This is a genomic window from Stenotrophomonas sp. SBJS02, assembly GCF_020428325.2.
Lineage (GTDB): Bacteria > Pseudomonadota > Gammaproteobacteria > Xanthomonadales > Xanthomonadaceae > Stenotrophomonas > Stenotrophomonas africana.
On sequence record NZ_CP109812.1, the window covers coordinates 2,353,307 to 2,378,621 of the forward strand.

Below are 25,315 nucleotides of genomic sequence, written 5' to 3' on the forward strand. Positions count from 1 at the left end.
TGTGCAGTAACGGCTGCACGTACAGTGGCTCGCTCTACGCACAGTCGCCAACAGGGCGCCTCTTTACGCCTACCGGGGGCACGTGTACGACAAACGACCACCCGGCCCCGACCACGCCCGATCCGGGGGAGGGTGGTGGAGACGGTGGTGGAGATGGGGGTGGAGATGGGGGTGGTGACGGCGGTGGTGACGGCGGTGGAGATGGTGGTGGTGACGGCGGTGGAGATGGTGGTGGTGACGGCGGTGGAGATGGTGGCGGGGACGGGGATGGGGATGGGGATGGGGATTGCACCGATCCTGATGGCTGCGTTGGCCCCGGACCGGGCCCTGGAACAGGCGAAGGTGGTGACGGCGGTGCGCCGGGGCCGACAACAGGGCGCCTCTACAAGAAGTCAGGCAAGACGGTTCAGAAGGTCGTCGCGGAGTTCAAGGCGGCCATTGAGGGCGCTCCCATCCTATCGAAGGTCAAAGGCTTCTTCGGTAGCTGTACCGGCGGTGGCAGCTGCCCAACCGCCACGTGGGACGGTGGGCAGTACGCCGGAAAGTTCGACCTTGGCGCGCTGTGCTCCGGCCCCCTGTTACAACTTTTCCAGTACGCCGGGTTTGTGTTTCTTGCGGGCATGGGCATCGTCGCGCTGAGGTGGGCACTGCTATGAAACGCAATCATCTGATCGTGCTTGGCGCTGCGCTACTCGTGCTGGTGCTGTCTGCCTCTTGGGCATATGCCGATGGGGTAGGGCCGGTCACCGCCCTTACCACGTGGGCAAAGGAACAGATCACGTCGTTGTGGGCGGACTTCGCCGACTTCATGACGGATCTGCAGACCGACTTCATCGAGCTGGTGTTGTCGTTCGTCAAAGCCATCGTGTACCTGATTCCAGCGCCTGATTTCCTATCACAGATCAGCTTCTGCGCAATGCTCAACGCTGCGGGACCGTGGACCGCCTTCATCGTTGCCCAGTTGCGCGTCGGTGAGGCGATCGCTGTGTTGACGGCTGCACTTGTATTCCGCCTTGTGCGGGTGTTCCTCACTCTCTTCCAGTGGACGTAACGAAATGATCTTCGGCCATGAAGGCTTGCCGCGCAGCGGAAAGAGCTACGAGGCGGTTCTGCATCACATCCTTCCTGCATTGCGCGCTAAGCGCCATGTCTACGTGCGCCTAAACGGGGTTGGGGAGAGCCTCGACAAGATCGCCGCGCACCTGGGCATGCCTGAGGAAGAGGTGCGCGAGCTGGTGCACGTGATGGGCGACAAGGAAGTGGTTGATTGGTGCGTATGCGACACCGACAACGATGGCGCCATTTCGTTCCCGCATATCGAGAAGCACGCACTGATCGTGATCGATGAGGCACACGAATACTGGCCGACCAACCGCGCCAACCTGCCCGAGCGCACTGCAAACTTCTTTGCCAAGCACGGCCATATCAGCTTGGACATGGTGATCATTTCGCAGGACTGCAAAGACCTGCACCGCCTGATCATCCGCCGCATGGCGAAGAAGAACACGTATACCAAGCTCGACGCGCTGGGGTCCGATCAGCGGTACTCGGTGCGGTTCTATGCGGCCACTGGCACCGGCAAATACGAAACGGTGGGCACAGAGGTCCGCAAGTACGATCCGGCCATCTGGGAGCTCTACCACGGCGTACAGCCGGGCATTGAGTCCAATGAGGTCTACAAGGGAAACACGCGCACTTTGTGGAAGACCCTGCGCGGCCCATCAATCGTAATGGGCCTCGCACTTGTCATTGGCGTGGTGATGTTCCTGCGGTTCTTCTTCGCAGACGGCTCAACGGGCGAGGAAAGCAAGCTCAAGGAGGTTGTCAAGACGCAGAAGGCCGCAATTCCCGCGATAGCGCACGCGCCGGGTGCTCAGCCGGCCACGGTGGTCACAAAGGTTGTCGAGACGCCCAAGACGAAGGAGAAGCTTCCTGCGGGCGTTCAGTACATTCTGGACATGGCGGCCAATGCCAGGGCGAGGCACGCCGGGTGGTATGGCCAGCGCGACATCGTGGAGTTTCGCGCGTCAGGCGGCGGGCAAGTACTCGACCGATTCACCACTGAGCAGCTGTGGGCGCTGGGCTGGTCTGTCAAGCGAACCGAATTCGGCGTGTTACTGAGCGCTAAGGGGCATGAGATTATCGCCACGACTTGGCCCGTGGACCCGTTTGGCGAGCAGTCCGATGCTACGACCGCGCGCATAAAGGCTGCGGCGGGGTCGCCTGTGACGAGCGCGAGCGAGACACAGCCGACCACCGCCGCGGCGAACGGGAGCACCCTAATTGCAGTTGGGAAGCGCCCCTTGGGCACGTTCCCAGAGACGCCGCCATACCCGGCGAGCTTCTGATTTTCGTAATGGGATACCATGCCCCCGAACCTTGGGGGCGAAATGGGCATTCGATCAGGCCTAGTGCTGGCTCTACTGCTGCTGTGGGCACCTGCGCATGCGCAACAACTACGCTCGGCCACTGGTCCACAGCCACCGCCCAGGTACACGCCGCCAACACCGAAGGCGAGCAACCTTGGCGCTGAGCCGCTGAAATGCCAGCAACACCTTGATCCGCGCATCCGGCTCTATTGCGCGGAAATTGAGCGATCCCTGATACAGGGCGAGGCGCGTCGCCAAGGGTTACCAACGCCATCGAGCGAGATTGTTCGCATGCCAGCCTACGGGAGCGCCGAGGCAAAGCAGCTGGGCGCTGCCTGTATGGGGGGCACCGCAATGCGCCGCCTAAACAACGGCTGGGAACAGTTGCGAAACGCCAAGGGCGAATGGCTGCGCTGCCGTGAGCACTGAACCGGGGTGTAGGGGCAGCGCCCCTACGGAAGCGCCTCACACGCGCTGGTGAGGTCTCGGCCCCGGCGCCGGCAGGACACCCGCAACAGGATCGGCGTCAGGACCAGCCATCACCGTGGAAGACCGCTTTGCGCGGCGTTGGGCGACCTCGGCCAGGTCAACGATGCCCGCACGCCCGAATGGCCGTTTCTGACCACCTCGGGCAATCTCCATCATCCGGCGCCATTCCTGCGCTTGTGCGGCCAGCAGGGACAGCCATGCAAGGTCCTGCGGTTCCAGCTCGCGGCCTTCGGGGGTGACCAGTCGGCCAGCCTTAAACGAAAAACCGGCCCAAGGGCCGGTTAGGTTGCGATCACGCTGTTGCACGCGCGCGATTTTGAATCTACATGTAATTGATTCGTAAGGGGGTTGATTGGCTTTTGCGCCACAATCGCGCTTGAGCCAGTGCTGTTGAGCTGGTCATTGCACAACGCTGGGGCGTGAAGTTGGTGCAGCGTCAATGCACGGCTCACAATTTGGGGCAAAGCCAATGGGGCGGCAGCGTGCGTCGCTGCAGTTCAGTCCGCGCCTTCAATCTCTTGGGGGGTGGGCTTTGCCCTACGAGCTGCCGATGATCGTCCTCAAGCAGATTTCGAAGGATTGGGGGGGGAGGCTATCAGGAAGGTAATGAAGGCCTTCCTTCAGGCCGGCCCCGCCTCTTGATAGAGGCGAGGCACGGAGCAGGGGTTGGCTGCGGTGCCGCTCGAGATCGAGCCAGCATTGCGCAGGGCTCCGTCACGTCAGGAGCTTAGAGAAGGGGACGGGCGATGCGCCAGCTGGAGAGTGTGCTATCCGAACGCCACGCGCAGTTCGTGTGGATGGCTCGTATCCAACAGTGCAATGGGACTGGGCGATCTATAGCGCTCCGGAAGCGCGCTCAAGTTGCCCTCATGCTCCGAGAGGAGAATGCCCTCCGCGTAGCCTTGGGCGAGCACCGCCAATCTCACTCGTAGATCGAATTCCGCGTTGCTCATCACCAGTCGCGGACTGGAATGGCTGAACTTGTCCAAGAGCTCATCTACGAAGCTCAAGTAGTTGGGGTGAATAGCTCGATAGCGCCCACCTGGCATCGTCGCGGCGTAGCTGCTCCATCCATCCGGAGCCGGCTGATCCTGAGCTCCGGCGACTCGCTCACCTTGATGGCTAAAGGACTGATCTGATCGACCTCGTCGGGAACCTTTGGCTGCATTCTGGTCAATGTGACGGAGGATTGGGTCTGAGTCGTCCTCAAGGTCCGTATGGCTTGCGCGTCGTGCTGTGTCTGCGCCTGCTGGTGGTGATTGTTGGTCTAGGTGTGTCGTGAGTCTGTACCTTTTAGCGTTGCAGACCCTCCTGCTGGCGTAGCGCCAGGCCAGGAGGGAGGTCCACAAGGCTGGAAATCCTGCTGGGATCAATGTGCGCCCCTGGAGTTACGATCAGCCGACTTGTACGCCTTTGCTCCGCGCACCAGTTGAGGTAGGCCTGTAAGTACGCCGCAGCAGTGGGGTGGGGCTGCCTCTGCAAGGCGGAAGCTGACTCATTCATAAGGTCAAAGCCGCACGCACAGGTGAGCAACTTCGTGGGCGTGCCGGCGACTGTCACCGGAAATCCATTGCATCGTGGGCAATTCTGGCGCAGGCGAACGCCATGCCAAGGACACGTGGAAATCCAGGGCAGCTGATGCAGTGTGGTGTGATACCCGAGTCTGATGCATGGAAGGCAGTACCTCAACCTGAGATGGGAGGGCAGTCTCGGGTCGTCAGTTATGAACGGATACCACGCCGCTAAGTCCCACTCGGGCGGAGTCTCGATCCCAAGGGTTGTAGAGAGCGCCTCTTGTTGTACTTGCGAGGTCGTCAGGCTCAAGAGCAGGTTGATGTGTCTGTTTGGCTTGATTCCGAGGAGCTGTGAGTACTCCGTGACCCGCCTGGCCTGGTTCAGTCGCGATAGCCTCGCGACGCAGCCAAAAGCCGATTGGTATGGAACAAGTCGGAGGTTGCCTCCGACCAGCTGAGTGCCGCTCCTCATTTGCCTGCGGCCCTATTTCTTGAGCTTTCGAAGCCGGCGTATGCGCTGCGCAGGAGAGCTTCATCGATGTGCTGGGTAGTAAGTCCTTCGAAATCGCTGCGCCCAGCGGCGATCTTGGTGAGTAGGTGGTAAACAAACTGGTTGAAAGAGGCCATGAGCCAATCCCTGGGGACGGGATAGTTGCCTTGATTGGCAAGGTTCTCAATTCGTTCGCGTATCGCTTCGGTCTCCTTCTCAAGGCGCCAGCCAACGCTGTAAGCATAGGGTGCGAATGCTTCGGTGTAGGTCTTTCCGCCCTCGTCCGGCCATCTCATAACTTGGTCAAGCTGACGAAATGCCAAGGCGACGTCACATGCGTCCTGCACGTCAGCGTCCTCCTTCGGGATGTCCCAGAGAAGCCCGGTAAAAGGATGGCTGTCGACAAAGAATCGGCCATACAGATGTGGCGGCGCCAGTTGACTAAGATCGTCTGCGCCTCCAATCACGCTGTTGCTCTGGTGGATGAAGAGAAAGAACGGTTGCACTGATGATCCGAGGAAGTGGTTCTGAAGCTTTGCAAGGTGGGCATAGTCCTTGAGCGTGAGCTGCTCAGCGGTATCGATCGCAATCACGACCACGTCGGCCGATGCTCTAGCGGCTTCCTGCTCAATTGCCCGGATGATCCTGAGGAGGAGATCCTGCGGGCTGGCTACGGTTGTTGCCCTCATGCCCAGTCCAAGGATGACCTCGCGGAAGAAGTTGCCTTCGCTAGGGGTAGTCGGTTTTCCGACGACCATCCGGAGGAATCCAATAGGAAAAGGTCGCCAAGAAGTGGTGGTTTCAAGTATTCGCGTGGCAGTTGACTTCCCACACCGGCCATCGCCAATGATCCTCAGGCTCGGCCGCCCATACTCCAGGCACGTGGCGAATCCAGATGCCATTCGCAGTAAGGGGAGAGTCTGGATATTGGGGCGATGTCGCGCGTGCATTGGGTGGTTCTCAAGGCTCGCCGGGGCCTTCATCAGCGGAGCCTCGTGTTGAACGTGGCCCTGCGGATTCCCATCAGTGGAGAGCCTTGCCCCTGACTGTTGGTCGTGGAAGGTTGCTTGGGCACGTCGCCAGCTGCCATGAGCGAGGCGCTGTCCCTGATGCCAGCGGCCGCCGATCGGACGGCTGCGTGATAGGCCTCAATGTTGTCGGCTAAACAGTAGTTACCGGGCTCCCGTGACGCGTCGCTCTTCGCCCAGCGTGCCGCGCGCTTCCTGATCGACAGCGTGTGGGCCACGCTCGCATATGGGGCGAGAGCGTGAAGTGTGAGTACACGCTTACCGCCTCTCCAGAGGGTCAGCTTGCGAATGTCTTGCCAGTCTTCGTAGGTTGCGTCAAACGACTGCCCAATCAGGTGCCACTGTCCAGACAGTGTTGGTGACCTGTACCTAGCGTGGTCGAGATAGACGAGGGGAGGTACACCACTCCTTCTGGAGCCTCTGATGGTCACCTTCATCCGCCTAACGGTCATGTTTCTCACGTCATCTTCGGTGCCAGGTGCATGCCACACCCACTCCCCAGATGCCAGATGCTCATCAATGATTCGCTTGGGCGACCTCGGTTCGCGAGTGGACCGGCTCGTCACATTGTGCGAGGTAACATAGGTGTCAATGAGGTCTTTCAAGACCTCCAGGAGGATGGGGTGGTCTTTCCCGTCAAGCTTTGTAGTGACTTGACGCTCATTCACTTGCGTTGCGGGAGCAAAGCCGCCGGCGATGTGGCGCAGCAGGCCATTCTCAATCTTCTTGAATAGAGCCTCGATGTAGGGGCGACCTTCGCCCATCCCGGATCGTCCAAAGTGCAGGATTCCCTTGTGATGATCAATGAGATTTCGGACTGTCATCTTGGCGTGATGGGATGAGTCGTTGTCCATTGCGATCATTGCGCTTCTCATCACTACCTCATCCACTAGGTAGATCGACGGCATCCATGCATTAGTCGAGTAGCTTAAGTTCGACGTGCTCAGATCCCTTGGTTGCCAGGGGCTCATGATCTTCGCGAACAGGCTGACTACATCGTGTTGCTCGTACTTCCGGCCAAGCACCATTTCCCATCCAAGGATGGCGCCACTCCCGACATCAACAACTGCCAGTAGCCAGATCCGACTAATCTTCTCTAGCCGGAATGAGCCGTCCGCCATCGGCATGGCCAGCCATGCGTCGATGTCGACGGAATGCTCGTCGTACTCAACTCGATCAAATGGCCGAATGCTGAGTAGGTTCTCGATTCGGGTGGAAGTAGGCTCATCCGCAGCCAAGAGCATCTCACTTTCGCTCTTTGTGCCTCGGATGCGCCTTATGAGGGAGGTTAGTGCTCGTCTTCCCTTGTCGCGGATGTTGAGCGGATACATGGCCTGAAAGCCCTTCCCAGTCAGCACCTTCACGAACTGGGAATGCAGTCTGTCGAACGCGGGGCTCCTTTTGGACTTCGCTGGCAAGGCGCCCTTGAATCTTGCGACTGCATCGCCGAGCTCGGGGATGGCTTGCATGACGGCATCCATGGCGAACGGATGTGAACTATCGGGGACGACCGAATTGTTGCGATCTGACACGCTGAATCGCGCATAGGGAATGCAGGCTCGGTATCCGACTCGATGACCGCTTTCGTCGAAGAGCAGTGCGGTCCGGATCATTCGAGAGAGGGTATTTCGCGGCACGCCCCATCGAAGGGCTGCGTCGACCAAGGTTGCCCCATCAAGGACGCTGGTGAGTGCGGACAGACGGGCTTGAAATTCCGACTGTTGATCAGCTGGAAGTACGATCCCATTTGGCCTTGGAGTTGCCCGGATCGACTCGAGGTCGACGGCATTGAACTTGGAACTCATGCGTCGGCCCTCCAGATCCTTGATCGCCCCGTCATTCGAGGAAATGCATCGGTCGCCAGAAATCCGACGTGAAGCAACTCAGCCACGACCCCCTGAATGTGAGTTCGAGGGTGGTGCCTAAGCTCATGGATGAGTTCATCTGCACTGATGCTGCCGCTTCGCTCGATGGTCGCGGCGATTTCCTGTCGCAACGCCAGGCTGCTCCCCAGATCCTTGGCTGACTGGCAGAACCCGAGCAGTTGGTAGCAGAGCTCATTCCTGCCGCCGGGCGCCTTGAGTTCGTCCTCCGTGATTAGCCGCAAAGAGATGCCTGCATCCTTGGCTGCTGAACGAAGCCGGTCCAGCTCGCGAGGACGACGCTTGCCATCCACGCCGGGTACTGTCTGCGAATTCGGAATGACGTTTGCATAGATCTCCTGGCCTCCGCGCCTCTGAAACCAGAAATGCAGCTCCATGCTGTCAAGTCCTACCGGGATGGACCGAGGCCTCTCGGTCACGGCCGCCACTGATGGATCAAACTCCAATTGCAGCCGAAGCGCGAGTTGCAGGGGGCCGTGTACGGTAACCGTCCGGTTCTCTTTCGGGCTAAAGAAGGTGAAGATGTCCCCCCTCTTGATCTGGCCAGCGGTGAGTTCACGGGGGACCAGCGGTCGATCCGTCCCATTGTGGAGCGGGTCGGAGGCGCGTGCAGACGCTACGCCTTGGAACGGGCTCACGGGATTGGTCGCGTGGTTGCTCATGCTGCCTCCTTGTGGATGACTGCAGTTCGCATGGTCGAGGAGTGGCGCTGCGCAATCGCGATTGCGGGATGACTCAATGCATGGGCAGCTGAGTGTTGGATCTTCATCGATCGACTTCCCGGTTGGCCTCGGAGAATGAGGCTCGGTACTGGCGGCAATGGCCAGCAGGGTCATTAGGGATTTCGGGCATGGGGCGCCGTGCCGGCTGCCATACGGTGGCAGTCGGCGCGCGCAGATGCCCGCTCAAGCAGCTTTGCTGCTTGACACGAAGTCGGAATTGCGGGAGCCTACATTCGTTATCGTAGAGCTTCACCTCCTCTCGCTCCGGCGAGAGGCTATCGCCTCCGTTGCTGCGGGGGCGATTTCATTTCCGGGGTCGGAGATTTGATGGGCTGGGGGGGGTAAATGCCTCCTTCGAAGCTGGAGTTATGGCGTCAAGCCATTCAGGGGCGCACTGTGCGCCCAAGTGAGTTTCAGCAGATCAGAAGTGGTGCGGGCCTTTTGGCTTCGGCCTCAGCTCGCGTGCTTAGGCATTACAGCGAGTTCAGCCACTCAGCGACATCTCGCGTTTTGGCGAACAACCCCCGCCGACCTGGCAGCGGAAAGGTGCGAACCGGCAAAAGATCGCGCTGGACGGCTCGGCCGAAGGTGCGGCCGTTTGGAAAGCCAAGGTTCCGCTGGAGGTCGCTGCCGCCCATGAGCTCCCCATGCCGCTCTAGCAGCTCGCGACTGAGTTCGGTGGAGACTGCTGCTTCTGGATTCTGGATAGGCATGACCCAACTCCTAGCTACCGTTGGGCTCCATCATGCACAATTGCAGCCAGTTCTAGGGGATTCTTTAGTCCCGCTTCAGAAGATCCATAAGCATGCCTCGTGGCAAGATTCCAACCGATGGGGCGCTGGTCGTCCGTAATAGCGTGTGGGCCTGCGTTGTACGAAGGCTGCATGGCGATCGGCTGACTTGGGATGACCTTGATCAGTCGCTCTTGCCCAGAGTTGGGCTCGATGTACACGCCCAAGCGGCGAACGGTCGTCCCCGATCCTTCTACCGGATCTTCAGCAAGGGGCATCATCCAGGGAGGCTGCGCGGCCCTGGTGGATACTTGATCGACTCGGTGCATCGGGATCCAGCGTTCGCGGCTGCAAAGGAGGCCTTTGAGCATCCGATCTGGATGATCTGCGGCGCAGGGGCTCCCACTGCGGAGCAGCTGCGAGGCGTACGTCGATCGCTAATGGAGCGTCTTGGGCTACTGATGCCGTCCATTACTGAACGCCTGGTGGCTTTTCATCACCAACTCCCTGGCTTCAGCAGCTATGCGCCTAGTCGAGTAGATGCCTTGGAGTCCATGTTTAACGTGGCCGAAGTTGGCTCCTTGGACGCGATAGGCCTGTGTGCGTGCAATTATCTGTTGGCCATAGACAGCGGTAGGCTCGAGACTGCAATAGATGTCCGGGACGCACTGCGATGGGCAGTTGTTCGTTTTTGTGCTGTTTGGGGATTGCGTCCCGACGCATGCGCGACAATCCAGCTGTTGATGGAGCAGCGGGTGGTCAGGCTCCGGCGGGGATCGCTCTTGCCAAAGGATGTTGGGTTTCCACTCGGCCAAACGGAGTCCGGCACACTTGGTGGCAATCTGGCGAGTGGTGTGTTCTTTGAAGATGACTATCCGTGCATGCTTCCGGTAACTCCGCGGACGGGCGGGGCGGAGGCATTCTTCGCCCGGTTCCACGTGCACTATCTTGCCTTCGTGGAAGATCTTGCAAGGCAAAGGATGGTCGAGCAGCAGGCTGAGTCTGATCTCGGCGGATCTTGGCCGCCCCAGGACGCTGTTGATGATCTGTTTCTTGGCTTGCTGGACGTGCCGGAGGATGTTTGTCACGGTGAGGTGACAACTCTCACGCAGTTTGCGTTGATCAGCCCAGTAGCTGCATGCGTGGCGGAAGTTCTGCCCATTTCTAGCGAGGGAAGTTCCTCCTACGCCCGCATCAAGCCTCTGGGTCGGGAGCTTTTGGGGGTCCGGCAGTCTGTTGAAGTGCTGGTTGACGTTGAGCATCCGCGTCCCATGGTTGGGATGCTGGGAGTTGCACCTCCAGGATCTCCCGTTTCCTTGGAGTAGCGCGACTCCGAGGGGAGGGGAGGCGGGCTCAGGTTTTGGCCAAAGCAAGAGGGGCGATAGGCGGTTGTGGTCGATACGCTTGCGCGCCCTTCTGGGGCGCGCCACGCCAAGAGGCCATCGAGGTCAATCAGCCCCCGCCGGGGTCACCTTCAAAAGGGCTGCCTCTTTAGTGATCGGATTCATTGAGGCATCAAAGTAGTGGACATGCGGTCTACGGGTTCCGTCCCTGAAAGCGTACGTCGTTGTGATAAATACACCGCTTCCAGAGCTCGTCAGATACACATCATCTATGCTCTCGATATTTGGGTGTTCGCTCAGTTCCTTGCACTTTCGTCCCAGCGCTTCGAAGTTTGATCCAAGTGCCTTACGAAGCTCATCTTCGGCCGATAGTGACTCATCGGGATTGTAGTGGCCTGAGCCTACTCGATCGCATTCGCTCCAGGGCGTCGCGGCCTTGATCTTATGGAACTTTAAGTCGTAGCCGTCCACTATCCCCTCGTAGACAGCAACCGGCCGGCGGGCCATGACTTCGAGAATTCGCGATTTTTCGTCGGATCTGATGCGGGGGCCAAGATAGATTGACTTGAGCGCGGTGTCGGTGTGTGGTTTGGGGCCGGGCTGGCCAGCCAGATAGCGCCATTCCTTCTCATGTCGCCACTCCTCGCGCTTCTGGGTCAGTCGTCTATTGACGAGTAGCAGAGGATCGGCAAATGCTAGGGACTGGAAGCTCACTGGGTTAGGAGCCTTCGAGTCGTAGACGACCTTCATTAGGAGTTCACGGCTTAGCAATCCGATCTCTAGTTCCGCAGTATCGAATTCTAGGCACATGCCACCAAAGCTGCTGCCGTAGTAGGCCCACAGCGGGTAGTCCAGCTGGTTAACTGACATCGAAATCAAGCCTGATTCCTTGGCGATCTTTGCAGTTGTCTCAAGGATGCGGGTGCCAATGGCTACTAGGCTTGGCGGTAGTAGAATCGCCATGGCATCGTCTGCGGTTGCCACCTCGAACAGAGCCTCCATTGGATCATTCATCTGGTCAAATCGTGGGGCATATAGATAACTTTTCTCCAGCGCGTCAAGCTCGCGCGTGAACAAAGACTTCTCGCCCAACGGCCGGTAGCGGTAGAGCAAGTCAGGTTGCATCTTTTCTTCTTTGGATTTCATGTTGAGAGTTGCTTACATGTGGCTGGCGGGTGATGACCACTTGCGGCTACAACTCGCGCTCGCTGATGCATCGTCACCGGCACGCTGCGAACACGAAGGTAATCTTGGGTGCGAGGATGGTCGGAGTGGCAGGGCGCCGAGTAGGCCCTCGCCCTTTCTCTCCAGTGGTGGTTGGTCACTACCGCAGTTGCGCCTCAGGCCATTGCGCGACGTGGTCCGGCGCCCTTGCGGCGTCGACGATACCCCTTCTTTCCAAGTCGGCCGAGTCAAATGAGTAGTGTTCTCGATCTCTGCTGTAGGGGCTAGTCGGCTCGCGAGTGGGCTTAGGCGTTCACGCGCAGGTGGAGGGGAGGGTTCGCTTACTTCTGCCCGCGGCTTGCGAATTTGAAAGCTGGAGAGGTGGGGTCGTACGTGCGCCCGCGATCATGTAGACGGCGGGCGCACGAGACTGCATAACCTCAAAGGCCTGGAGGGCTCCAGCTTAAGGCTCAGCCGATGAATCCAATGGCTCTTTCTTGCTTGGCAAAGCCGTTGTGAGGGTCGTGAGAGAGGTACTCATGCAGCTTTTTCGTAGCGTTCGAATAGAGCGTATCCATATCCTGGACCCAGGATTCAGCGGGCTGGTCGCCTTCGAAAGAATGAACTGCGTACTCCGGGTTCATCTTGTTGTACCGAACCGCAATTGGGATGGATATGCTGCGCTTGGGGTGAGAATCTGGGCCGTGGTCAAAAATGATGCCGATGCCGAAGACTAGAGTCCCTTCATCGGTTATTGATTTGTTACTCGGTGCGCCCCTTTTGGGTTTGCTTCTGTCGGACAGGTCAACGAGCTCAACATAGGGGCGCTCTTCCGTTCCGTCATATGTGGTCCAGGATGCCTGAGGAAGTCTGAGCTTTTCCTCAAAGTGGTCGCATACTTCCTGGGCGTGGTGCATTAGCCTCCTTTCCCACAGCAGGTACTGCTCGCGCTGAGTTTTCCATGCTTTGTTCAGCTCTTCGTAGTTCATGACGAAATGTACTCCTTCTAGTCGTCAGTCAGTAGCCTGATTCCCTGGATGCAGGGCACGGTTGCGTTGTCTACTCATAACGAACCGCTCGCGGCTCGATGGATAGCTGGAACTTGATTCTGATGCGGGCTTCTTCTCAGTAGGGCATGCCTTCCATGCGCTGAGCATTCGTGGGGGTGCCCCGCGAGATTTGGCCAGATGCAGGCCTTCTCCGGTGCAGTCTGGCATTCGGCGCTACTCCGCCCGGAAGCTGTATGTCCAACCATTCATGGTCCGGTGTTCGGGTTCGGAGCCAGATCGGCCCTCTAGAATCATCGTTGTCCTGAAGGAATCCAGAATTGGTGGGCGGGAGGAGGTTCCAATCAGCGCAAGGGGGATTGTCTGCACCCCGATCAGATCTGTGTGACTGAAGTCTATGAGGACCCGATCTCCGAAGCAGTTGGTGATGCCCCTGAAGCCCACATCGATCGATGTCGTAGTCTCCTCTTGATCAAGCTTCACGCCATCGCTGTCGACCCGAACTACTGCCGCGCTGACGAATTGATAGGGTGAGCCTTCATAGAAGGTGGTGGTCTTGGTGAGGTCTGAGACTATGTGCGCTCGGGCGATTCCATTCTTGCTCGCATCGATGGTGAGGGTCGACAGTGTGCAAGGCGAGGCCGAGGCTTGGATGGCGGTTGACAGTAGTAGTCCGGCGATGATGGTTGAAGCAAATGGGGATTCCATGAATGGCTCCTTGCAAGGATTCTTTGCGTTTTGCCTTGTGATGCTTGGCAGCGGATCTGCTCAGGATCCCGGCCGGATCAGAAGTGCCTGTAAGGGCGTTAGCGGCCGGCAATGCTTTAGATGAAGGCCGGTAGTGGCGGCGTTCTATCTGTTGATACGGCCAGTTCCGATCGGTTGATCGCACGTTACCCAAGTGGCATGGCAACGCATCTAGTTCAACCAGGCCTAGATGCAACTGGCCCTCAATCTTGGGTTGCAAGCGCTCCCGCTGGGTGTTGCTACCGGGCGCCAGGGGCTGAGGTGCGCTAGTCGACTAAGCGGCGAAACGCTAGATCGATGGGTGGGGCAGGCCGGCCTCAATGTATTGACGTCGTTCGATTGCTGGGCGCCGCGACCTGGAGCTGGTTAGCCTGGGAAGGGCCTTCAAGCAGCACACACGTCGCAGCCGCGTAGTGCGGCGTGAGCTTGAGAGCCGAGGACCGGTAGTCCTGCACCCACCGACAGAGTGTCGTGAGGCTAGAGTGGCTTTCGGTCCTGCCTGAGTGAGGACGAGGGGGCGCCGTCTAGCTCATGGAGATGGGGTAAGGAACCCCATCTCCATCAAGATGCCCGCAATCAGCCAAGGCTATGCACTAGATGGTGGAAGAGATGTTGAAGTCATCAATAGACTTCTGCATTTCGTAGGCCTTTTCAAGGTGCTTGCCATAGTCGGCGTGAAATTCGTTCCACTTCACGAACTTGATATAGCTGTGATTGCCTCGGTAGGTCTTTCCTCCGGAGTGATCTGTGCAGGTTCCAGCCTCAGGCCTCTTCGTGTTGAATGCATTCCGCTGGAGGATGCCGAAGGTTCGATCGGTTCTTAACGTGACCGAGGTGCAGTTGGGGCATTTCTTATCCTCAAAGAAGTAGCTATAGCTGCCTTCGGCGTTCGGAAGCACAATGCCAAGCAGCGCATTGGGACCGCTCTGCCTGCCGTTCCGAGTCTTATGCCTCAACGAATAGCTTATTTCCCAAGGCATCCACTGATCTCTCTCTGAAACCGCGGACTCGCGCATTCCAGGCGATACCATGATCAGGGTCAGGGTACTGTCATAGATTCTCTCGCGCAGCTGTGAGGCAATCGCCTCATCCGAGAACGAGACAAGACTTTCGCCGTCTTCCTCGCCTTTATTGATGTGATCGCCCTCTTCTAACTTTGCCTGAAGCAGATCGACATAGTCCCGAACCGTGGTCCTGAGCCCATTCCCGGGAAGGTGCAGAACCTGACTATCTGCGTACTTGTACGAAACGAAGATCTTTCGACCCATAAATCCCCCTGATGCGTGACAGTGTTGATGCTAGCGCGCGCCCACGGCGCGTTCGATCCAGTTCTGAATGTTGCTGGAGATGATTCCGTACACCTCTTGGCTGTTCCTGCCGGAAGGGTCGTAAAGAGGTACAGTCGTGCTCAGGGGTTGGCCATCAATCCGAACGAAGTCGAACGGATTACCTCCAGGGCTGGACGGCACCCGGTCTGAGTTCAGTAGGCGATGGATACGGATACCGAAGACGCCCATGCCCTTACTCCAAGATTTCTCTATCTCATACCGCACCCAGCGTCGCTGTGAGGTTTGAGCTCCAACGAGCACAACGGTACAGCTTCGATTCTCGAGCTGGCTATTGATCCAGCGGGCTATGGCTGCGTCGCCACCAAGCTTGATCTTTTCCCAGTCGTTGTCGTTGGCCGATGCATTTCCTTCGATCGATCCGATCTGGCGAACCATCGCCGCTCGCCACGCATCAGATTGATAGTGGAAGCTATAGAAGACTCTGCGTGTCATTGATTCCTCCTAACGGTGCATCCGTGGGCGTGGCCCACTCGATGGATCAGTGCCAAGGTCATCGGGGGAGAAGTTGCGGAACATCGAGGCAAAATCCAGATCGTAGCGATCTGGTGACCCTGATTGGGCTGCGGCAAGATCTAGTGCTGCGCCACCAGTTGCTGCGACTGCCAGAACTCTGGCGGTGGGGTGGAATCGATTGAGTAGCGCGCGCTCGATCTCCACGCCATCCATCCCGCCAATGAAGACGGCTTCCTGGATCTCTTGTCTGGATAACATGGCCTCCCGCATCAAGGCCAGGCTGGCATCTTGATCGTCGGGGACGGCTGGTGTGAAAACGACATTGCTGAAGTGCTCGTTCTCCACCGGGAAGATGTCCCGGAAGTACCGAGATTGATAGAGAGTGACTTGATCGGCGTAGCTGACACCCATGTCTTCGCATATGGCCCAGATCATGGGTGTGATGGAAGGGTGCCCGCACCACACAATTCGGCGATGACGTACTGTTGCAATGAGCAGTTCTCGTACGGCCACCTGAATCAGAAATGGATTGGCTGTCTCGTGATAGTGCCCACGCTCGGGAACCGGAACGCTTGCGGACAGAAACAGCTCCTTCATGCGTGGTCCTCCCAATCAGCGAGCTGCCAGGCGGCCTCTGACGCTTTGATCCACCTGACTCCTCGAACGTAGCCACCAAGCCAATCCAGATGGGTTTGCCATGAGGGCAACAGTCCGATCGAGTCGTAAACTACGGCCGCACTCTTCCCCAGACAATTGATGCTCGCATCGTGGAGTGTGGAAGACGTGGGTACTCCGACGCTTGGGTATGCCACCAAGGGCCTTCCATCGGCTAGCTGAAGATGTAAAGAGCTGGAGTGGCCAGTGCCGAGGAACTGGCCGCCGATCTTCTCGATATCACCACGGACCTTACTGACCAGGTTCAGATGACGGACTGCGATGCTCTCGCTGCGTGCTCGCTCAAGGTGCAGGCAGATTCTTTCGACAGCTTCTTCCGCCAAGCGACCAGACACATCGATCTCCTCAGACACGAGCTCGGCTCGACTGGACGTCAGCGTCCGTCGATCCGGCGTCGAGTCAGGCCATTGGACCCGTAGTATCACGATACCCTTTGCCAATGCGCGGCCAAGCTCGGCATTGGTCCACCGGCTTTCCGAGTAGCCTGGCGTATCAAGCATCACCAGCACGTCCGAATCGCACAATCGATGCCAGAGCATTGCCTGGAAATCGGCCGCAGGCGGTACGCCGTGGGTATCAAGGAAGACATCGTACTGCCGCGCCGAGAAGGCGTCGAAGAGCTGTAGCGCGGCCAGGCGCGCCTCCCTTCTGCGGTAGCTTAGAAAGACTCTTCGTTGCCGTGGCAGCAGTCCGGCGCACTCCAACAAGGCCGTTGCGATACGTTCTACCCGGTCAACAGGCCAGGCCAACGCATTGATGGGGCGCAGGCTGTCAGGTAGCTGATAGGGAGTGCGTTCAAGGTCACTCACCACCGGAATTACGGGGACGGCTGCCGGCACCGAAGGTGGCTTGGGAGTAGCACCTTCACATCCAAAGTAAAGAGCGGCGGCCGCTCGCGATTGAGCTGGTTGGAATTCGAACTCGTGCACGGTCCAACCCACCTCTTGGCCGAGCAGAAGTCCAAATGGTTCCAGTGCATGGGCGACGTAGCCCCTCAGTTGCTCCATCTGCTCCGGGCTAGGGTAGCCAAGGACTGCGAGTTCATATGTCGCCAAGCTGCTCATAGCGATCGCACCGCAGTTCCATAAGAAGATCCCGGGCTGAACACCTGCATGTGGCCGAGTGAATTGCTGTCGATGCGCCTGTACAGACCAACGTACTCATTTCCATGCTCACGACCATGCTCTGTGGTGGGAACCACGAGGATGCGCTCGTTCGGCTTTTTCCCATCTGCGCATCCCAGCTCCCAAGGGCACCAGCGGGAGGCCATTGAGTTTTCGGTTGCGAGGAGGATGAAATAGTCCAACTGGACAATCTTCTCCCGAATCTTGCGGGCGGTCTCCTGATTGGGTGTGCTCGGCATGGAGGTGTCATTCCAGTCAACATAGACTGACCATCCGCTTTCGTGCAGCATCCGAACGAAGCCTTTCACAAGGTCCTGGTCTTTGTGGCTATGGCATAGGAAGGCCGTCCTCACTCCGCGATTTCGTGCCTCTACTGATGTGCTGGCGAATGAAACACTGCCGCGATGGGAGGCCATGCGAAGCGAACTGATCGAAATTGCCACTGCGTTCTTCCTTGATGATGGAAATGATGGGGAACAGTCGTGCGGGTTAGATGGGCAGACGCTTCAGCTCATCGATCATGCTTGTCAATGCACGAGTCAGTTGTTCCGGCGTTGCTTCGTCTTTGCCTAGTGTCTTGAAATGTCTCGCGAAAGCACTGCTGGCATGGGGGTAGAACTCATTGAATCGAGAAGAGACCTCATTCCAGAGATCTTTGGCTACGCTGCCGGTTGCCCCAATCGGGATCACGATCAAGCCGTCAGCACAGGCAATATTGAACTCGTCACGCATACCCTGGGACTGGGCTGTCTTCTTTCCTTCAAGCTTCGTGCCGAATGCAAATATGGCAATGCCGCACTTGCCTAGTACCTTCTCCCGATGTTGTCGATAGAGACTGCGCCTTGCGCGCGGATCGGTAGCTACAGGGAAGGGGCTCGCTTGCAGTTGCTTCTCCTGATATCGAGCTGGGTTGCTCAAGATCGTCTCGAGAGCACCGCTCACAACCGAAGTTCCGACACCCAGCCCAAACCCTGTAACCACATTCAGTCGCTTGCGGATTAAGGCAGAACTCAGTCCTGCCAGGAACTGGTGCGCGCGAGTCGAATCCCAACGTTCAGGGAAGACGTGAGCCGCGCCGGAGATAAAGATGGTGCGCTGTCGGTATCGGTATTCGATAGCACTCAGGATGCTGGGTACCTGCTTATACTCGTCGATCATTAGTGCCTGAATGCCGAGTCGACTCAGGTCCTTGATCAGATACTCCTGCTGGCGCTTCCGGTACTCATACACATCCTTCTTCTCGCGTGCCTTGCGGTGCAGGCGACAAAGAACGCAGTAATGGTTCTTTGGCTTTCGGCGCAGCGTCACACGGACACGGCTGAGCACGTAGTCGATGTTCGGGTCGGTGAAGCTAAAACCAAGAAAAAGCATGGTCGTCTGGACCAGATCACCACTGAGTGCCGTAACGAAGGCCTCATGCTCCCTGAAGTAGCCTTCGTAGTCGTCCTTCGTCAGGATTGCGGTTTCTGGGTGCTCCACATCGCCATGCATTTTGTAGACGATTGCGCTGTGTCCAGGCTTGCTCTGCCTCATCTGATCGGCTGTGAACTTGACGTCAGGGCGGCGATGCTCCTGTGTCAAAGCGGTCTCAATCAGCCGGTCATAGTTGGTGGTCCAGTAGTGGCCAATTGGGAGGCGAGCCAGTACGTGGTGCGACGGCGTCAGTTGCTGATCCTCCGTGAACTCAGCGAGAATCTTCTGATTGAGAACGCTGCGGTTGTTGCGCTCGTTGAAGTGATACTGCGCCAGCGCAACCAAGTTTGTCTCGCGATCTACATCGAGCCCCAGTTCGGCGGCAACATCCTTCAACAAGCCTTTCCAGTCGACGAAGCCTGCGCTCATTGACATCCCGGCGCCTAGGAATACGGAGGCATTGCCGTTGACGAGCTCTTCTACGTAACGATCAATGAAGGCTCCAATCTCTGGGGAGAATGTCGGTTTTGCTGCCCTGACCATTACCGTTACTCCTTGTGACGGATGTCTCACAAACGTGAATGGGTCGGATCTTACCCATGTGGCTTGCGCGCTTCAAGGTCCTCCGTCGGTGCTTCTCCGTGCTCCAATTGCAGCGGCCATGGCATGCAACTGAGTCGTATTAGCAATGTCTAGTTGAATGCGACGCCCTATGCGATGGCAGGCTAAATTCCGGAGGAATATCCGCTACCTAGCTTAATTGGGGGCGAGTCAAGGCAAGGCGGATGCCCACGATGATTTCCCGAGTGCCTAAGCACGTCCTCTTGAGGCGGGAGGGCGGTCCTCATGTTGGCTCTGCAATGGATGCTGAGGTCTTCACGCAATAGTATCCGCAAAGGCTTGGATCCCAAGGGTTTCCTGGGGCTGCTGGATGCGCAACTTGCAACGTAGCGGGCCAATCGTGAGTCAGTCACGGCGACAGGCCAAAAATGCTTGCCCTTCGAGCACACATAGGGCGCTGTAGGCCAGCAGTTGGACAGCTAGTCCCGTGTAGACAGGACTGCCCAGAAGCCCATTTTTCAACGTGGGCGCATGCTCGTTGGGCGGGAGAGCGGGGTCGGCACTAGGTGTGAGCCTGGTGGTACGCATCTGAAGAAGACTGAGCCCAGCTCAGTAAAGTCAATCTTTGAGTCGCTTCTCAAAGTCGACAATGAGCTTGCTTAGGGATCGGCCTGTCAGGTGCGCGATGTCCCTAAGCTCCACGACGTCAACCCTGCGCTTCCCTGTCTCAACATCGCTAATGAACGACTGGCTGCGCCCCAACTTGCTGGACACTTGTACTTGGGTAAGGCCAGCAGCCAAGCGCGCGTCTCTGACGGTCTCAATCAGGGCGGCGTATTCCTTGCGATGGATGGTCTTGGCCACGGCCGCACCTTGGTTGAGCGGCTTCAGAAGCTATATCCAGTTCTCCGATATCTAAAAACCAGATATCCTGTACTTCTCAATGACAGGGGAAGGGCATGATCAACGAACAATGTCGACGCGACGCAGCTGGCTGGGGCAGGCAGGGCTTGCTGCTTGCTCTGACGGTCCTAGTTGCAGCCTGCGGCGGTCCAGTAGACAGGAAGATGGTCACTGACGGCACGCAGGAGCAATACAGAGCGTCGATTGACGCAATTGACGCCGAGCTGAGTGCCCATGAGCGGGATGCCTTCAACTGGGCCGTTGCCGGCCTTGATCTGGCTGAGCTGAACAAGGCCTACCCGAATGCATCTGTAAGACAGGTGGTTAGGGGGCACATCAAGCAGATTAGGGATGCCCATCCAAAAGAAATTCTTGCTCTGCAGGAGCAGGCCAACGCGCAGCGGCCGACGATCACCGAACTAGAAAGAGTGCGTGCGAGTGGCGCAACGTTACGGATCGAGGACAGCTTCTTTGGCCCGAAGCCGGTCATTGAGGCGCGAATTGCCAATGGCTCAACTTTGGCGCTCAGCCAGGCCAGCTGGGCGGCGACGCTCTACATCAATGGCGAAGCTCAGCCCACGGCAAAGTCGCGGGTGCACAGCGACTTCAGATCGATTGATGGCCTCAAGCCGAACCATGGCGTCACGGCGCGCTTCAATGTTGGCTTCGTAAAAGGTGATGATGCGTGGTCGACACTGGCAATTCGACAAGCGTCTTCAACGCGAGTCGAGCTCGAACTAATTCCTCAGACGGCTTTGGACTTCAATGACAAGCCCTACATAGCTGCCAACTATAGGGAAAAGATCCAGTCTCTGGAGAATCAGCTTAAGCAAGCCGAGAAGTTCTCAGATATCTGACTCATTGGTGTTCCGCAACTGCGTCCGATGACCAAGCGCAGCGCGGAACGCTCCAGATCAAAGTGTCCAACTACTGATGAGGATCCTAGCGCTCAATGCGACCGACCATCCTTGCTCTCGATCTCGAGGGGACGCTGATCTCAAATGCTGTCAGCCAGATTCCACGCCCAGGGCTTTATCAGTTCCTTGAGGTCGCTCATGAACTCTTCGAGCATCTGGTCATCTACACCACGGTCCCTGAGGCAGCTTTCCGCAGGATTTCGCGGCTGCTGGTCGAGGAAGGGGGCGCGCCAGGCTGGTTCGCTGAGTTGCCATATACATTCTGGGGAGGGGCAACGAAGGACCTCCGGTATGTGTCTCCGATCCTGGGTGCAGCGCTGTTGCTGGACGATCACTCGGACTACATCCATCCGGGGCAGGAGCGCTATTGGATTGAGGTCTCTTTGTTCGGCGCTCCATATGACGCGGATGACGCCGGCCTGGAAGTGGCCCTTGAGATGCTGAAGGAACGATTGGTTGTTCCGTTGTAGTTGGTGTGCTTAGTGAGTGGGTTGGCGGGTGCAGCTCTTCCAGCCAGCAGCGCCGGTTGCTGCATAGGAATGGGCTGTCGTTCAGGAGATCCGACATGATTCGAACAAGTTTGACCCACCCTTTAGCTATCGCGGAACTCCCGGTTGGCGAAAGGGGAGGGGCTATTGGTGTGACCTTCGCGCCAGGTAAGTACCAAGAAGTTGCGATGACGGGGGCATGGGCGAGAGACATCGATGTGGATGTCTCTGTGATTCAGTGTTGGGGAGCCAGCCACCTGATTACGCTACTCGAGCCGTGGGAGTTCAGTGAGTTGCGGATCGAGTGCTTGCCTCAAGTGGTTGAAGGGCAGGGCATCTCATGGCATGGCCTTCCAATCACGGATGGCGCAGCGCCTGACCAGAGGTTGCTCGAACGATGGCCAGTACTGGGGTCAATGCTCGTTCGGAGTTTGCATTCGGGCCTGCGCATTGTGGTCCACTGCAAGGGTGGGCTGGGGCGAGCCGGCACTGTCGCAGCGATGCTTCTACTGCAGTCAGGGGCTGAGCGAACAGCGCAGGCTGCCATTGGCTCGGTGCGACGTGTCAGGCCGGGTGCCATCGAGACCGCTGTCCAGGAGGAGTTCCTGCAGCAATGGGCACAGGGACTGCGCTCGTAGTTGGCCTTCCAGATCAAACGCGTGGCGAGCTCATCAGTCGTTCAAGGCCAGGCCCTGGCTATTGGCGCCACCGATACCTACGCGATCTAGTTGACCGCTGACACCGGATTCGCTGGGTCGCGCGCCCACTAGTGGACGCGGCGCGGAGAGTATCCGCTAAAGCCTCCAGTCGCTACTTGGCTGCAGCCAGTACTGTCTGCCCAGAGGGATAAAGGTCTCCATCGCCACGTCCAAGATCAACGGCTGACGCCAGCCATGGCCTGGCACGAAGCAAAAGTCAGTCGGGTCAAGTGCTCCCGATTGAACTCGGCTAACGAGCCAAGTGCATCTCCTGCTGATCTCTCGATCAAGTACCCGACGGGCGGCCTCCTCGTCCAGATCAGCTTTCAGGAACTCCGACGCAACGTTGCGCATGCCGGCCCACAGTACATACCTCTTGCGTCCCAAGCTCAGTGCATTCCACTCCGGGAGCTGGGTCGATCTCAGGCCATTGCCCAGCGTGGGAGATAGCCGATACTTGCGTAGCAGATTGGCCAGGTATGCACGGGCTTCGCTCTCTGCGAGCGAGGTTCCCAAGGTCCGTTTGGCAGTGGACGAGCATTCGGCAGCCCATCGGGTAAGCGTACTGGTCAACCTGGCCTCCAGACTCACGTCCTGACGTGACCAAGCGGCCTGATAGGTCCATGCCAGAGGCTCATACAAGGACCTCGCCCCGGAATTGGGGGCTGCGATGGGAATGCGCTGCAGTACGCGAAGTGAGGCAAGCGTATCGAGTGCGGCTGAGGCCAAGCCCTCGGCGGCAACAGGCCCGCTTACGGTCCTTGAGCGCTCCAGTGCGCACCAGGCGCAGGCTAAGAACGGGCCGATTGAACGAACGAAATCGTCCAACTCTGGCCAATGCGAAATGAGGGTCGGTTGGGTGACAACATAGGCCACTTGTCTCTCAGATCGCTCGCCTAGCTCACCAGCATAGCAGCGAGGCCAGTTCGCGTCTATCTGATCTTCAGATATCGCAGCACTGCTGTCCGTGGCTGCGGTGGAGTTGTGAGTGAAAGTCCCGTCGCTTCCTCCAGCGGTGTTCTAGGTTCTTTGGGAGCCGTGCTATGCCGAGGAGCGCGAGTAGGCCATTGAGCATGGACGAATCAGTGGTTCAAGTTCCATGTCGCGCGGCCGATACAGCCCTGTCCAGACTCCTAGCGGTTCGTCCCGGCCACGAATCCAGGCGATGGCATCCCGTTTACCCAGGAGCTCCGGAGCGACGTTCTAAGTACCCTGCCATGTACACAATTCAGAAGATCATCGACCTGCTGCTGCTATTGGGCGTTCCTTCGCTGCTCTTCATTGGCGCTTACGTTCTGCGCCGCCCCAAAAGAGAGCTCAGTTGGGAGCCGGTGCTGGATCAGCGAGTTCATTGCTGGAAGTGGTGCGCCTATGGCTTCATTTTTCTCTTGTATGTTCCCGGGACGACGTTGTATCGAACGTTGATTCCTACGGGTTGCGATGGGCTTGTTTGCGTCCAGTTCTTCACTGCGAGTGGATACCGTATCGCCCCGAGCGAACTTCATGCTGTTCTCGTCGCAACTGCCGTTTTCGCGGGGTACTTCTTTGCGCGTGTTCGAGCTTCGTACTCACCGATTCCCACCAGGGCCCGGGGCTACGTCCTGAAGGTTGCCTATCATGGCAAGGGGGAGTACTCGGCACACTTGGAGATAGCCCGCCAGGTTCGCCGGCGTCAGCTCAGAGCGGAGCTTGCTGAAAGGCATAGGCTTGAACGGGAGGGCTTCCACCTATGGTTAAGATCCGTACGGCCGTGGGTTTGCGCGTTGGCCAGAGGCTCTACTGTTGAGCTACTTAGCCCCATGCTGTCGGGACGGGACCCACTCACTCTTGTCCGGTGGCTATCTCGTAGCGGCCCCATACATGATGTAGTCCTTCTTTCTAGGCGGCTTCGTTGGTGTGAGGCGTTCTTCTACCACGTCACCGTGAATCATCGACTTTCGTTCAAGTCAGTTCGATCCGAAGGCATACGATTCAGGGTCGGCTGAAGGCCTCACTCATCACGTCCTGTGTGTCTTAGGGCGATACACGATTCTGGGAGGCCGGGCGTATTGGCTAACTGATTGAGTCAAGTCGAGGGCCAGAGGCGGTGGCATTCGACCTTCGGCTTAGCTGAAGATAGTCCAGTGACATTCAGTTCATGAGTCGGCCACCACCGAACCTCTACTCGCCCTTTCCGGGCTTTAGTTGAGCCCATTCTCCACTTCAGGCGAATGGGTGGTATATCACGCTCAATGATAGCTCGTGCTCGCACTCACTTTGCCGCGGAAAACGCGGTATGACCAGGCGGTGTAGCCCAGGATGACCGGAAGCATGACCGCCAAGCCGACCAGGCTGAAGCCAAGCGACGACACTGGCGCTGCTGCATCCCAGATCGTCAATCCGGGCGGGAGCAGGTACGGCCACATGCCGAGTACGAGACCTAGGTAGCCCAGGACAAACAACGACAGGCTCAGTAGGAAAGGGGCAAGATCATGAGTGGGGCGTTTCTCCGCGCGCCACAGCGCCACTGCCACGGCGAGCGTAAGAAGGGGGACGGGGGACAGCCACCAGAAATTCCCGTCACTGAACCAGCGAGTCATTAGTCGCAGATCAAGGAACGGCAGCCAGCTGCTTACGAGCCCCATGGCCACGATCACGGCGACCACCAGGGGGCGGGTCAGGCGCCTGGCAAGTGCGTGGGTTCGCCCCTCGGTCTTCAAGATTAGCCAGGTGCCTCCAAGCAAGGCGTAGCCGGCAACCAAGGCTGCTCCGGTAAGCATGGCAAAGGGGCTGAACCATAGGAATGGTCCGCCAGCGTAGGTGTCACCAGTCATTGGCACGCCTTGCACCACCGTGCCAAGAATCACTCCTTGAGAGAACGCGGCCAGAAGCGAGCCAAGGCCAAAAGCCACGCTCCAAAGTCTCTTGGAGCGATGGGCTTTGAACCTGAACTCAAAGGCGACCCCCCGGAAAACCAATGATACAAGCAGCAGAAGTACTGGATGGTACAGGGCCGAAAGAAGCGCTGCATAGGCTGTTGGAAACGCTGCTAGCAATCCGGCTCCGCCGAGCACCAGCCAGGTTTCGTTGCCATCCCATATTGGGGCAGCGGTGTTCATCATCACATCGAGCTGCTCTTCATTCTCGGCAAAGGGCGCGAGAATGCCAATACCGAGTACGAAGCCGTCGAGGACGACGTACATCAGGACGCCGAAGCTGATGACGGCGAACCAGGCGATGGGCAACCAGGTCATCGAGTCCATGTCAG

The 25,315-nt window shown here is 58.1% G+C and carries 22 protein-coding genes; 6 read left to right on the forward strand and 16 right to left on the reverse strand.

Annotation, left to right across the window (positions count from 1 at the left end; all coding sequences use genetic code 11):
* The first annotated feature begins 652 nt into the window (after positions 1-652).
* Positions 653-1,051, forward strand: coding sequence for a hypothetical protein (locus FQS62_RS11060; protein WP_208044103.1), 399 nt, complete (start codon positions 653-655; stop codon positions 1,049-1,051).
* Positions 1,052-1,055: 4 nt separating this feature from the next.
* Positions 1,056-2,348, forward strand: a complete 1,293-nt coding sequence (locus tag FQS62_RS11065) for a zonular occludens toxin domain-containing protein (protein WP_164159209.1) — start codon at positions 1,056-1,058, stop codon at positions 2,346-2,348.
* Between the two features lie 486 nt (positions 2,349-2,834).
* On the opposite strand, the gene FQS62_RS11070 is transcribed toward FQS62_RS11065, so the two are convergent.
* The 5 genes from FQS62_RS11070 to FQS62_RS11090 form a co-directional block, all read right to left on the reverse strand.
* Positions 2,835-3,164, reverse strand: coding sequence for a DUF3653 domain-containing protein (locus FQS62_RS11070; protein ID WP_208044104.1), 330 nt, complete (start codon positions 3,162-3,164; stop codon positions 2,835-2,837).
* 1,676 nt (positions 3,165-4,840) lie between these two features.
* Positions 4,841-5,845, reverse strand: a complete 1,005-nt coding sequence (locus tag FQS62_RS11075; RefSeq protein ID WP_323162599.1) for an ATP-binding protein — start codon at positions 5,843-5,845, stop codon at positions 4,841-4,843.
* Positions 5,845-7,695, reverse strand: a complete 1,851-nt coding sequence (locus tag FQS62_RS11080; RefSeq protein ID WP_180855197.1) for a hypothetical protein — start codon at positions 7,693-7,695, stop codon at positions 5,845-5,847. The genes FQS62_RS11075 and FQS62_RS11080 overlap by 1 nt, the downstream gene beginning before the upstream one ends.
* Positions 7,692-8,435 carry a hypothetical protein gene (locus FQS62_RS11085; protein WP_180855195.1) on the reverse strand — a complete coding sequence of 248 codons (744 nt, stop codon included), beginning with the start codon at positions 8,433-8,435 and terminating at the stop codon, positions 7,692-7,694. Before FQS62_RS11085 ends, FQS62_RS11080 begins: the two co-directional genes overlap by 4 nt.
* Before the next feature lie 533 nt (positions 8,436-8,968).
* Complete coding sequence (locus tag FQS62_RS11090) at positions 8,969-9,208, reverse strand: hypothetical protein (protein ID WP_099596089.1); 240 nt, start codon at positions 9,206-9,208, stop codon at positions 8,969-8,971.
* A gap of 329 nt (positions 9,209-9,537) precedes the next feature.
* On the opposite strand from FQS62_RS11090, the gene FQS62_RS11095 reads away from it, so the two are divergent.
* Positions 9,538-10,551 (forward strand): hypothetical protein, encoded by a 1,014-nt coding sequence (locus FQS62_RS11095; protein ID WP_180855193.1) that lies wholly within the window; start codon positions 9,538-9,540, stop codon positions 10,549-10,551.
* A gap of 123 nt (positions 10,552-10,674) precedes the next feature.
* Here the strand turns inward: FQS62_RS11095 and FQS62_RS11100 are convergent, their stop codons facing one another.
* From FQS62_RS11100 to FQS62_RS11145, 10 genes are all read right to left on the reverse strand, one after another.
* A complete protein-coding gene (locus FQS62_RS11100) occupies positions 10,675-11,715 on the reverse strand; it encodes a DUF2971 domain-containing protein (protein ID WP_180855191.1) in 1,041 nt (346 codons plus the stop codon).
* A 488-nt stretch (positions 11,716-12,203) separates the two neighbouring features.
* The gene (locus FQS62_RS11105; protein ID WP_180855189.1) at positions 12,204-12,722 is read right to left on the reverse strand and encodes a hypothetical protein; all 519 of its coding nucleotides are present in this window, start codon (positions 12,720-12,722) and stop codon (positions 12,204-12,206) included.
* 234 nt (positions 12,723-12,956) lie between these two features.
* The gene (locus tag FQS62_RS11110) at positions 12,957-13,448 is read right to left on the reverse strand and encodes a hypothetical protein (RefSeq protein WP_180855186.1); all 492 of its coding nucleotides are present in this window, start codon (positions 13,446-13,448) and stop codon (positions 12,957-12,959) included.
* Positions 13,449-14,080: 632 nt separating this feature from the next.
* Positions 14,081-14,755 carry a TIR domain-containing protein gene (locus FQS62_RS11115; RefSeq protein WP_180855184.1) on the reverse strand — a complete coding sequence of 225 codons (675 nt, stop codon included), beginning with the start codon at positions 14,753-14,755 and terminating at the stop codon, positions 14,081-14,083.
* A 30-nt stretch (positions 14,756-14,785) separates the two neighbouring features.
* Entirely contained in the window at positions 14,786-15,268 is a 483-nt protein-coding gene (locus tag FQS62_RS11120; RefSeq protein WP_180855182.1) for a TIR domain-containing protein, read from the reverse strand.
* A gap of 9 nt (positions 15,269-15,277) precedes the next feature.
* A complete protein-coding gene (locus FQS62_RS11125; RefSeq protein ID WP_180855180.1) occupies positions 15,278-15,886 on the reverse strand; it encodes a Thoeris type III anti-phage system protein ThcA in 609 nt (202 codons plus the stop codon).
* Entirely contained in the window at positions 15,883-17,028 is a 1,146-nt protein-coding gene (locus tag FQS62_RS11130; protein WP_180855179.1) for a Thoeris type III anti-phage system protein ThcB4, read from the reverse strand. Before FQS62_RS11130 ends, FQS62_RS11125 begins: the two co-directional genes overlap by 4 nt.
* Entirely contained in the window at positions 17,025-17,531 is a 507-nt protein-coding gene (locus FQS62_RS11135; RefSeq protein WP_180855177.1) for a toll/interleukin-1 receptor domain-containing protein, read from the reverse strand. Before FQS62_RS11135 ends, FQS62_RS11130 begins: the two co-directional genes overlap by 4 nt.
* A 46-nt stretch (positions 17,532-17,577) precedes the next feature.
* A complete protein-coding gene (locus tag FQS62_RS11140; RefSeq protein WP_208043159.1) occupies positions 17,578-19,044 on the reverse strand; it encodes an SIR2 family protein in 1,467 nt (488 codons plus the stop codon).
* 636 nt (positions 19,045-19,680) lie between these two features.
* Positions 19,681-19,926, reverse strand: coding sequence for a type II toxin-antitoxin system RelB family anti-toxin (locus tag FQS62_RS11145; RefSeq protein ID WP_180855172.1), 246 nt, complete (start codon positions 19,924-19,926; stop codon positions 19,681-19,683).
* Between the two features lie 95 nt (positions 19,927-20,021).
* On the opposite strand from FQS62_RS11145, the gene FQS62_RS11150 reads away from it, so the two are divergent.
* From FQS62_RS11150 to FQS62_RS11160, 3 genes are all read left to right on the forward strand, one after another.
* Positions 20,022-20,822 (forward strand): hypothetical protein, encoded by an 801-nt coding sequence (locus FQS62_RS11150; protein WP_180855170.1) that lies wholly within the window; start codon positions 20,022-20,024, stop codon positions 20,820-20,822.
* A 95-nt stretch (positions 20,823-20,917) separates the two neighbouring features.
* A complete protein-coding gene (locus FQS62_RS11155) occupies positions 20,918-21,352 on the forward strand; it encodes an NIF family HAD-type phosphatase (RefSeq protein ID WP_180855168.1) in 435 nt (144 codons plus the stop codon).
* A gap of 206 nt (positions 21,353-21,558) precedes the next feature.
* Positions 21,559-22,008 carry a phosphatase domain-containing protein gene (locus tag FQS62_RS11160; RefSeq protein WP_099596085.1) on the forward strand — a complete coding sequence of 150 codons (450 nt, stop codon included), beginning with the start codon at positions 21,559-21,561 and terminating at the stop codon, positions 22,006-22,008.
* Between the two features lie 2,288 nt (positions 22,009-24,296).
* Here FQS62_RS11160 and cydB read toward each other — a convergent pair.
* Positions 24,297-25,310, reverse strand: coding sequence for a cytochrome d ubiquinol oxidase subunit II (cydB, locus tag FQS62_RS11165; RefSeq protein WP_208043160.1), 1,014 nt, complete (start codon positions 25,308-25,310; stop codon positions 24,297-24,299).
* Between the last annotated feature and the right edge of the window lie 5 nt (positions 25,311-25,315).

What these genes read in the sequence shown, in the direction of transcription:
- FQS62_RS11120 (WP_180855182.1), bottom strand. Translation starts at nt 15,268, where the DNA reads ATGACACGCAGAGTCTTCTATAGCTTCCACTATCAATCTGATGCGTGG.
- FQS62_RS11105 (WP_180855189.1), bottom strand. Translation starts at nt 12,722, where the DNA reads ATGAACTACGAAGAGCTGAACAAAGCATGGAAAACTCAGCGCGAGCAG.
- FQS62_RS11155 (WP_180855168.1), top strand. Translation starts at nt 20,918, where the DNA reads ATGCGACCGACCATCCTTGCTCTCGATCTCGAGGGGACGCTGATCTCA.
- FQS62_RS11060 (WP_208044103.1), top strand. Translation starts at nt 653, where the DNA reads ATGAAACGCAATCATCTGATCGTGCTTGGCGCTGCGCTACTCGTGCTG.
- FQS62_RS11085 (WP_180855195.1), bottom strand. Translation starts at nt 8,435, where the DNA reads ATGAGCAACCACGCGACCAATCCCGTGAGCCCGTTCCAAGGCGTAGCG.
- FQS62_RS11100 (WP_180855191.1), bottom strand. Translation starts at nt 11,715, where the DNA reads ATGAAATCCAAAGAAGAAAAGATGCAACCTGACTTGCTCTACCGCTAC.
- FQS62_RS11080 (WP_180855197.1), bottom strand. Translation starts at nt 7,695, where the DNA reads ATGAGTTCCAAGTTCAATGCCGTCGACCTCGAGTCGATCCGGGCAACT.
- FQS62_RS11130 (WP_180855179.1), bottom strand. Translation starts at nt 17,028, where the DNA reads ATGAGCAGCTTGGCGACATATGAACTCGCAGTCCTTGGCTACCCTAGC.
- FQS62_RS11140 (WP_208043159.1), bottom strand. Translation starts at nt 19,044, where the DNA reads ATGGTCAGGGCAGCAAAACCGACATTCTCCCCAGAGATTGGAGCCTTC.
- FQS62_RS11110 (WP_180855186.1), bottom strand. Translation starts at nt 13,448, where the DNA reads ATGGAATCCCCATTTGCTTCAACCATCATCGCCGGACTACTACTGTCA.
- cydB (WP_208043160.1), bottom strand. Translation starts at nt 25,310, where the DNA reads ATGGACTCGATGACCTGGTTGCCCATCGCCTGGTTCGCCGTCATCAGC.
- FQS62_RS11075 (WP_323162599.1), bottom strand. Translation starts at nt 5,845, where the DNA reads ATGAAGGCCCCGGCGAGCCTTGAGAACCACCCAATGCACGCGCGACAT.
- FQS62_RS11065 (WP_164159209.1), top strand. Translation starts at nt 1,056, where the DNA reads ATGATCTTCGGCCATGAAGGCTTGCCGCGCAGCGGAAAGAGCTACGAG.
- FQS62_RS11115 (WP_180855184.1), bottom strand. Translation starts at nt 14,755, where the DNA reads ATGGGTCGAAAGATCTTCGTTTCGTACAAGTACGCAGATAGTCAGGTT.
- FQS62_RS11090 (WP_099596089.1), bottom strand. Translation starts at nt 9,208, where the DNA reads ATGCCTATCCAGAATCCAGAAGCAGCAGTCTCCACCGAACTCAGTCGC.
- FQS62_RS11125 (WP_180855180.1), bottom strand. Translation starts at nt 15,886, where the DNA reads ATGAAGGAGCTGTTTCTGTCCGCAAGCGTTCCGGTTCCCGAGCGTGGG.
- FQS62_RS11150 (WP_180855170.1), top strand. Translation starts at nt 20,022, where the DNA reads ATGATCAACGAACAATGTCGACGCGACGCAGCTGGCTGGGGCAGGCAG.
- FQS62_RS11160 (WP_099596085.1), top strand. Translation starts at nt 21,559, where the DNA reads ATGACGGGGGCATGGGCGAGAGACATCGATGTGGATGTCTCTGTGATT.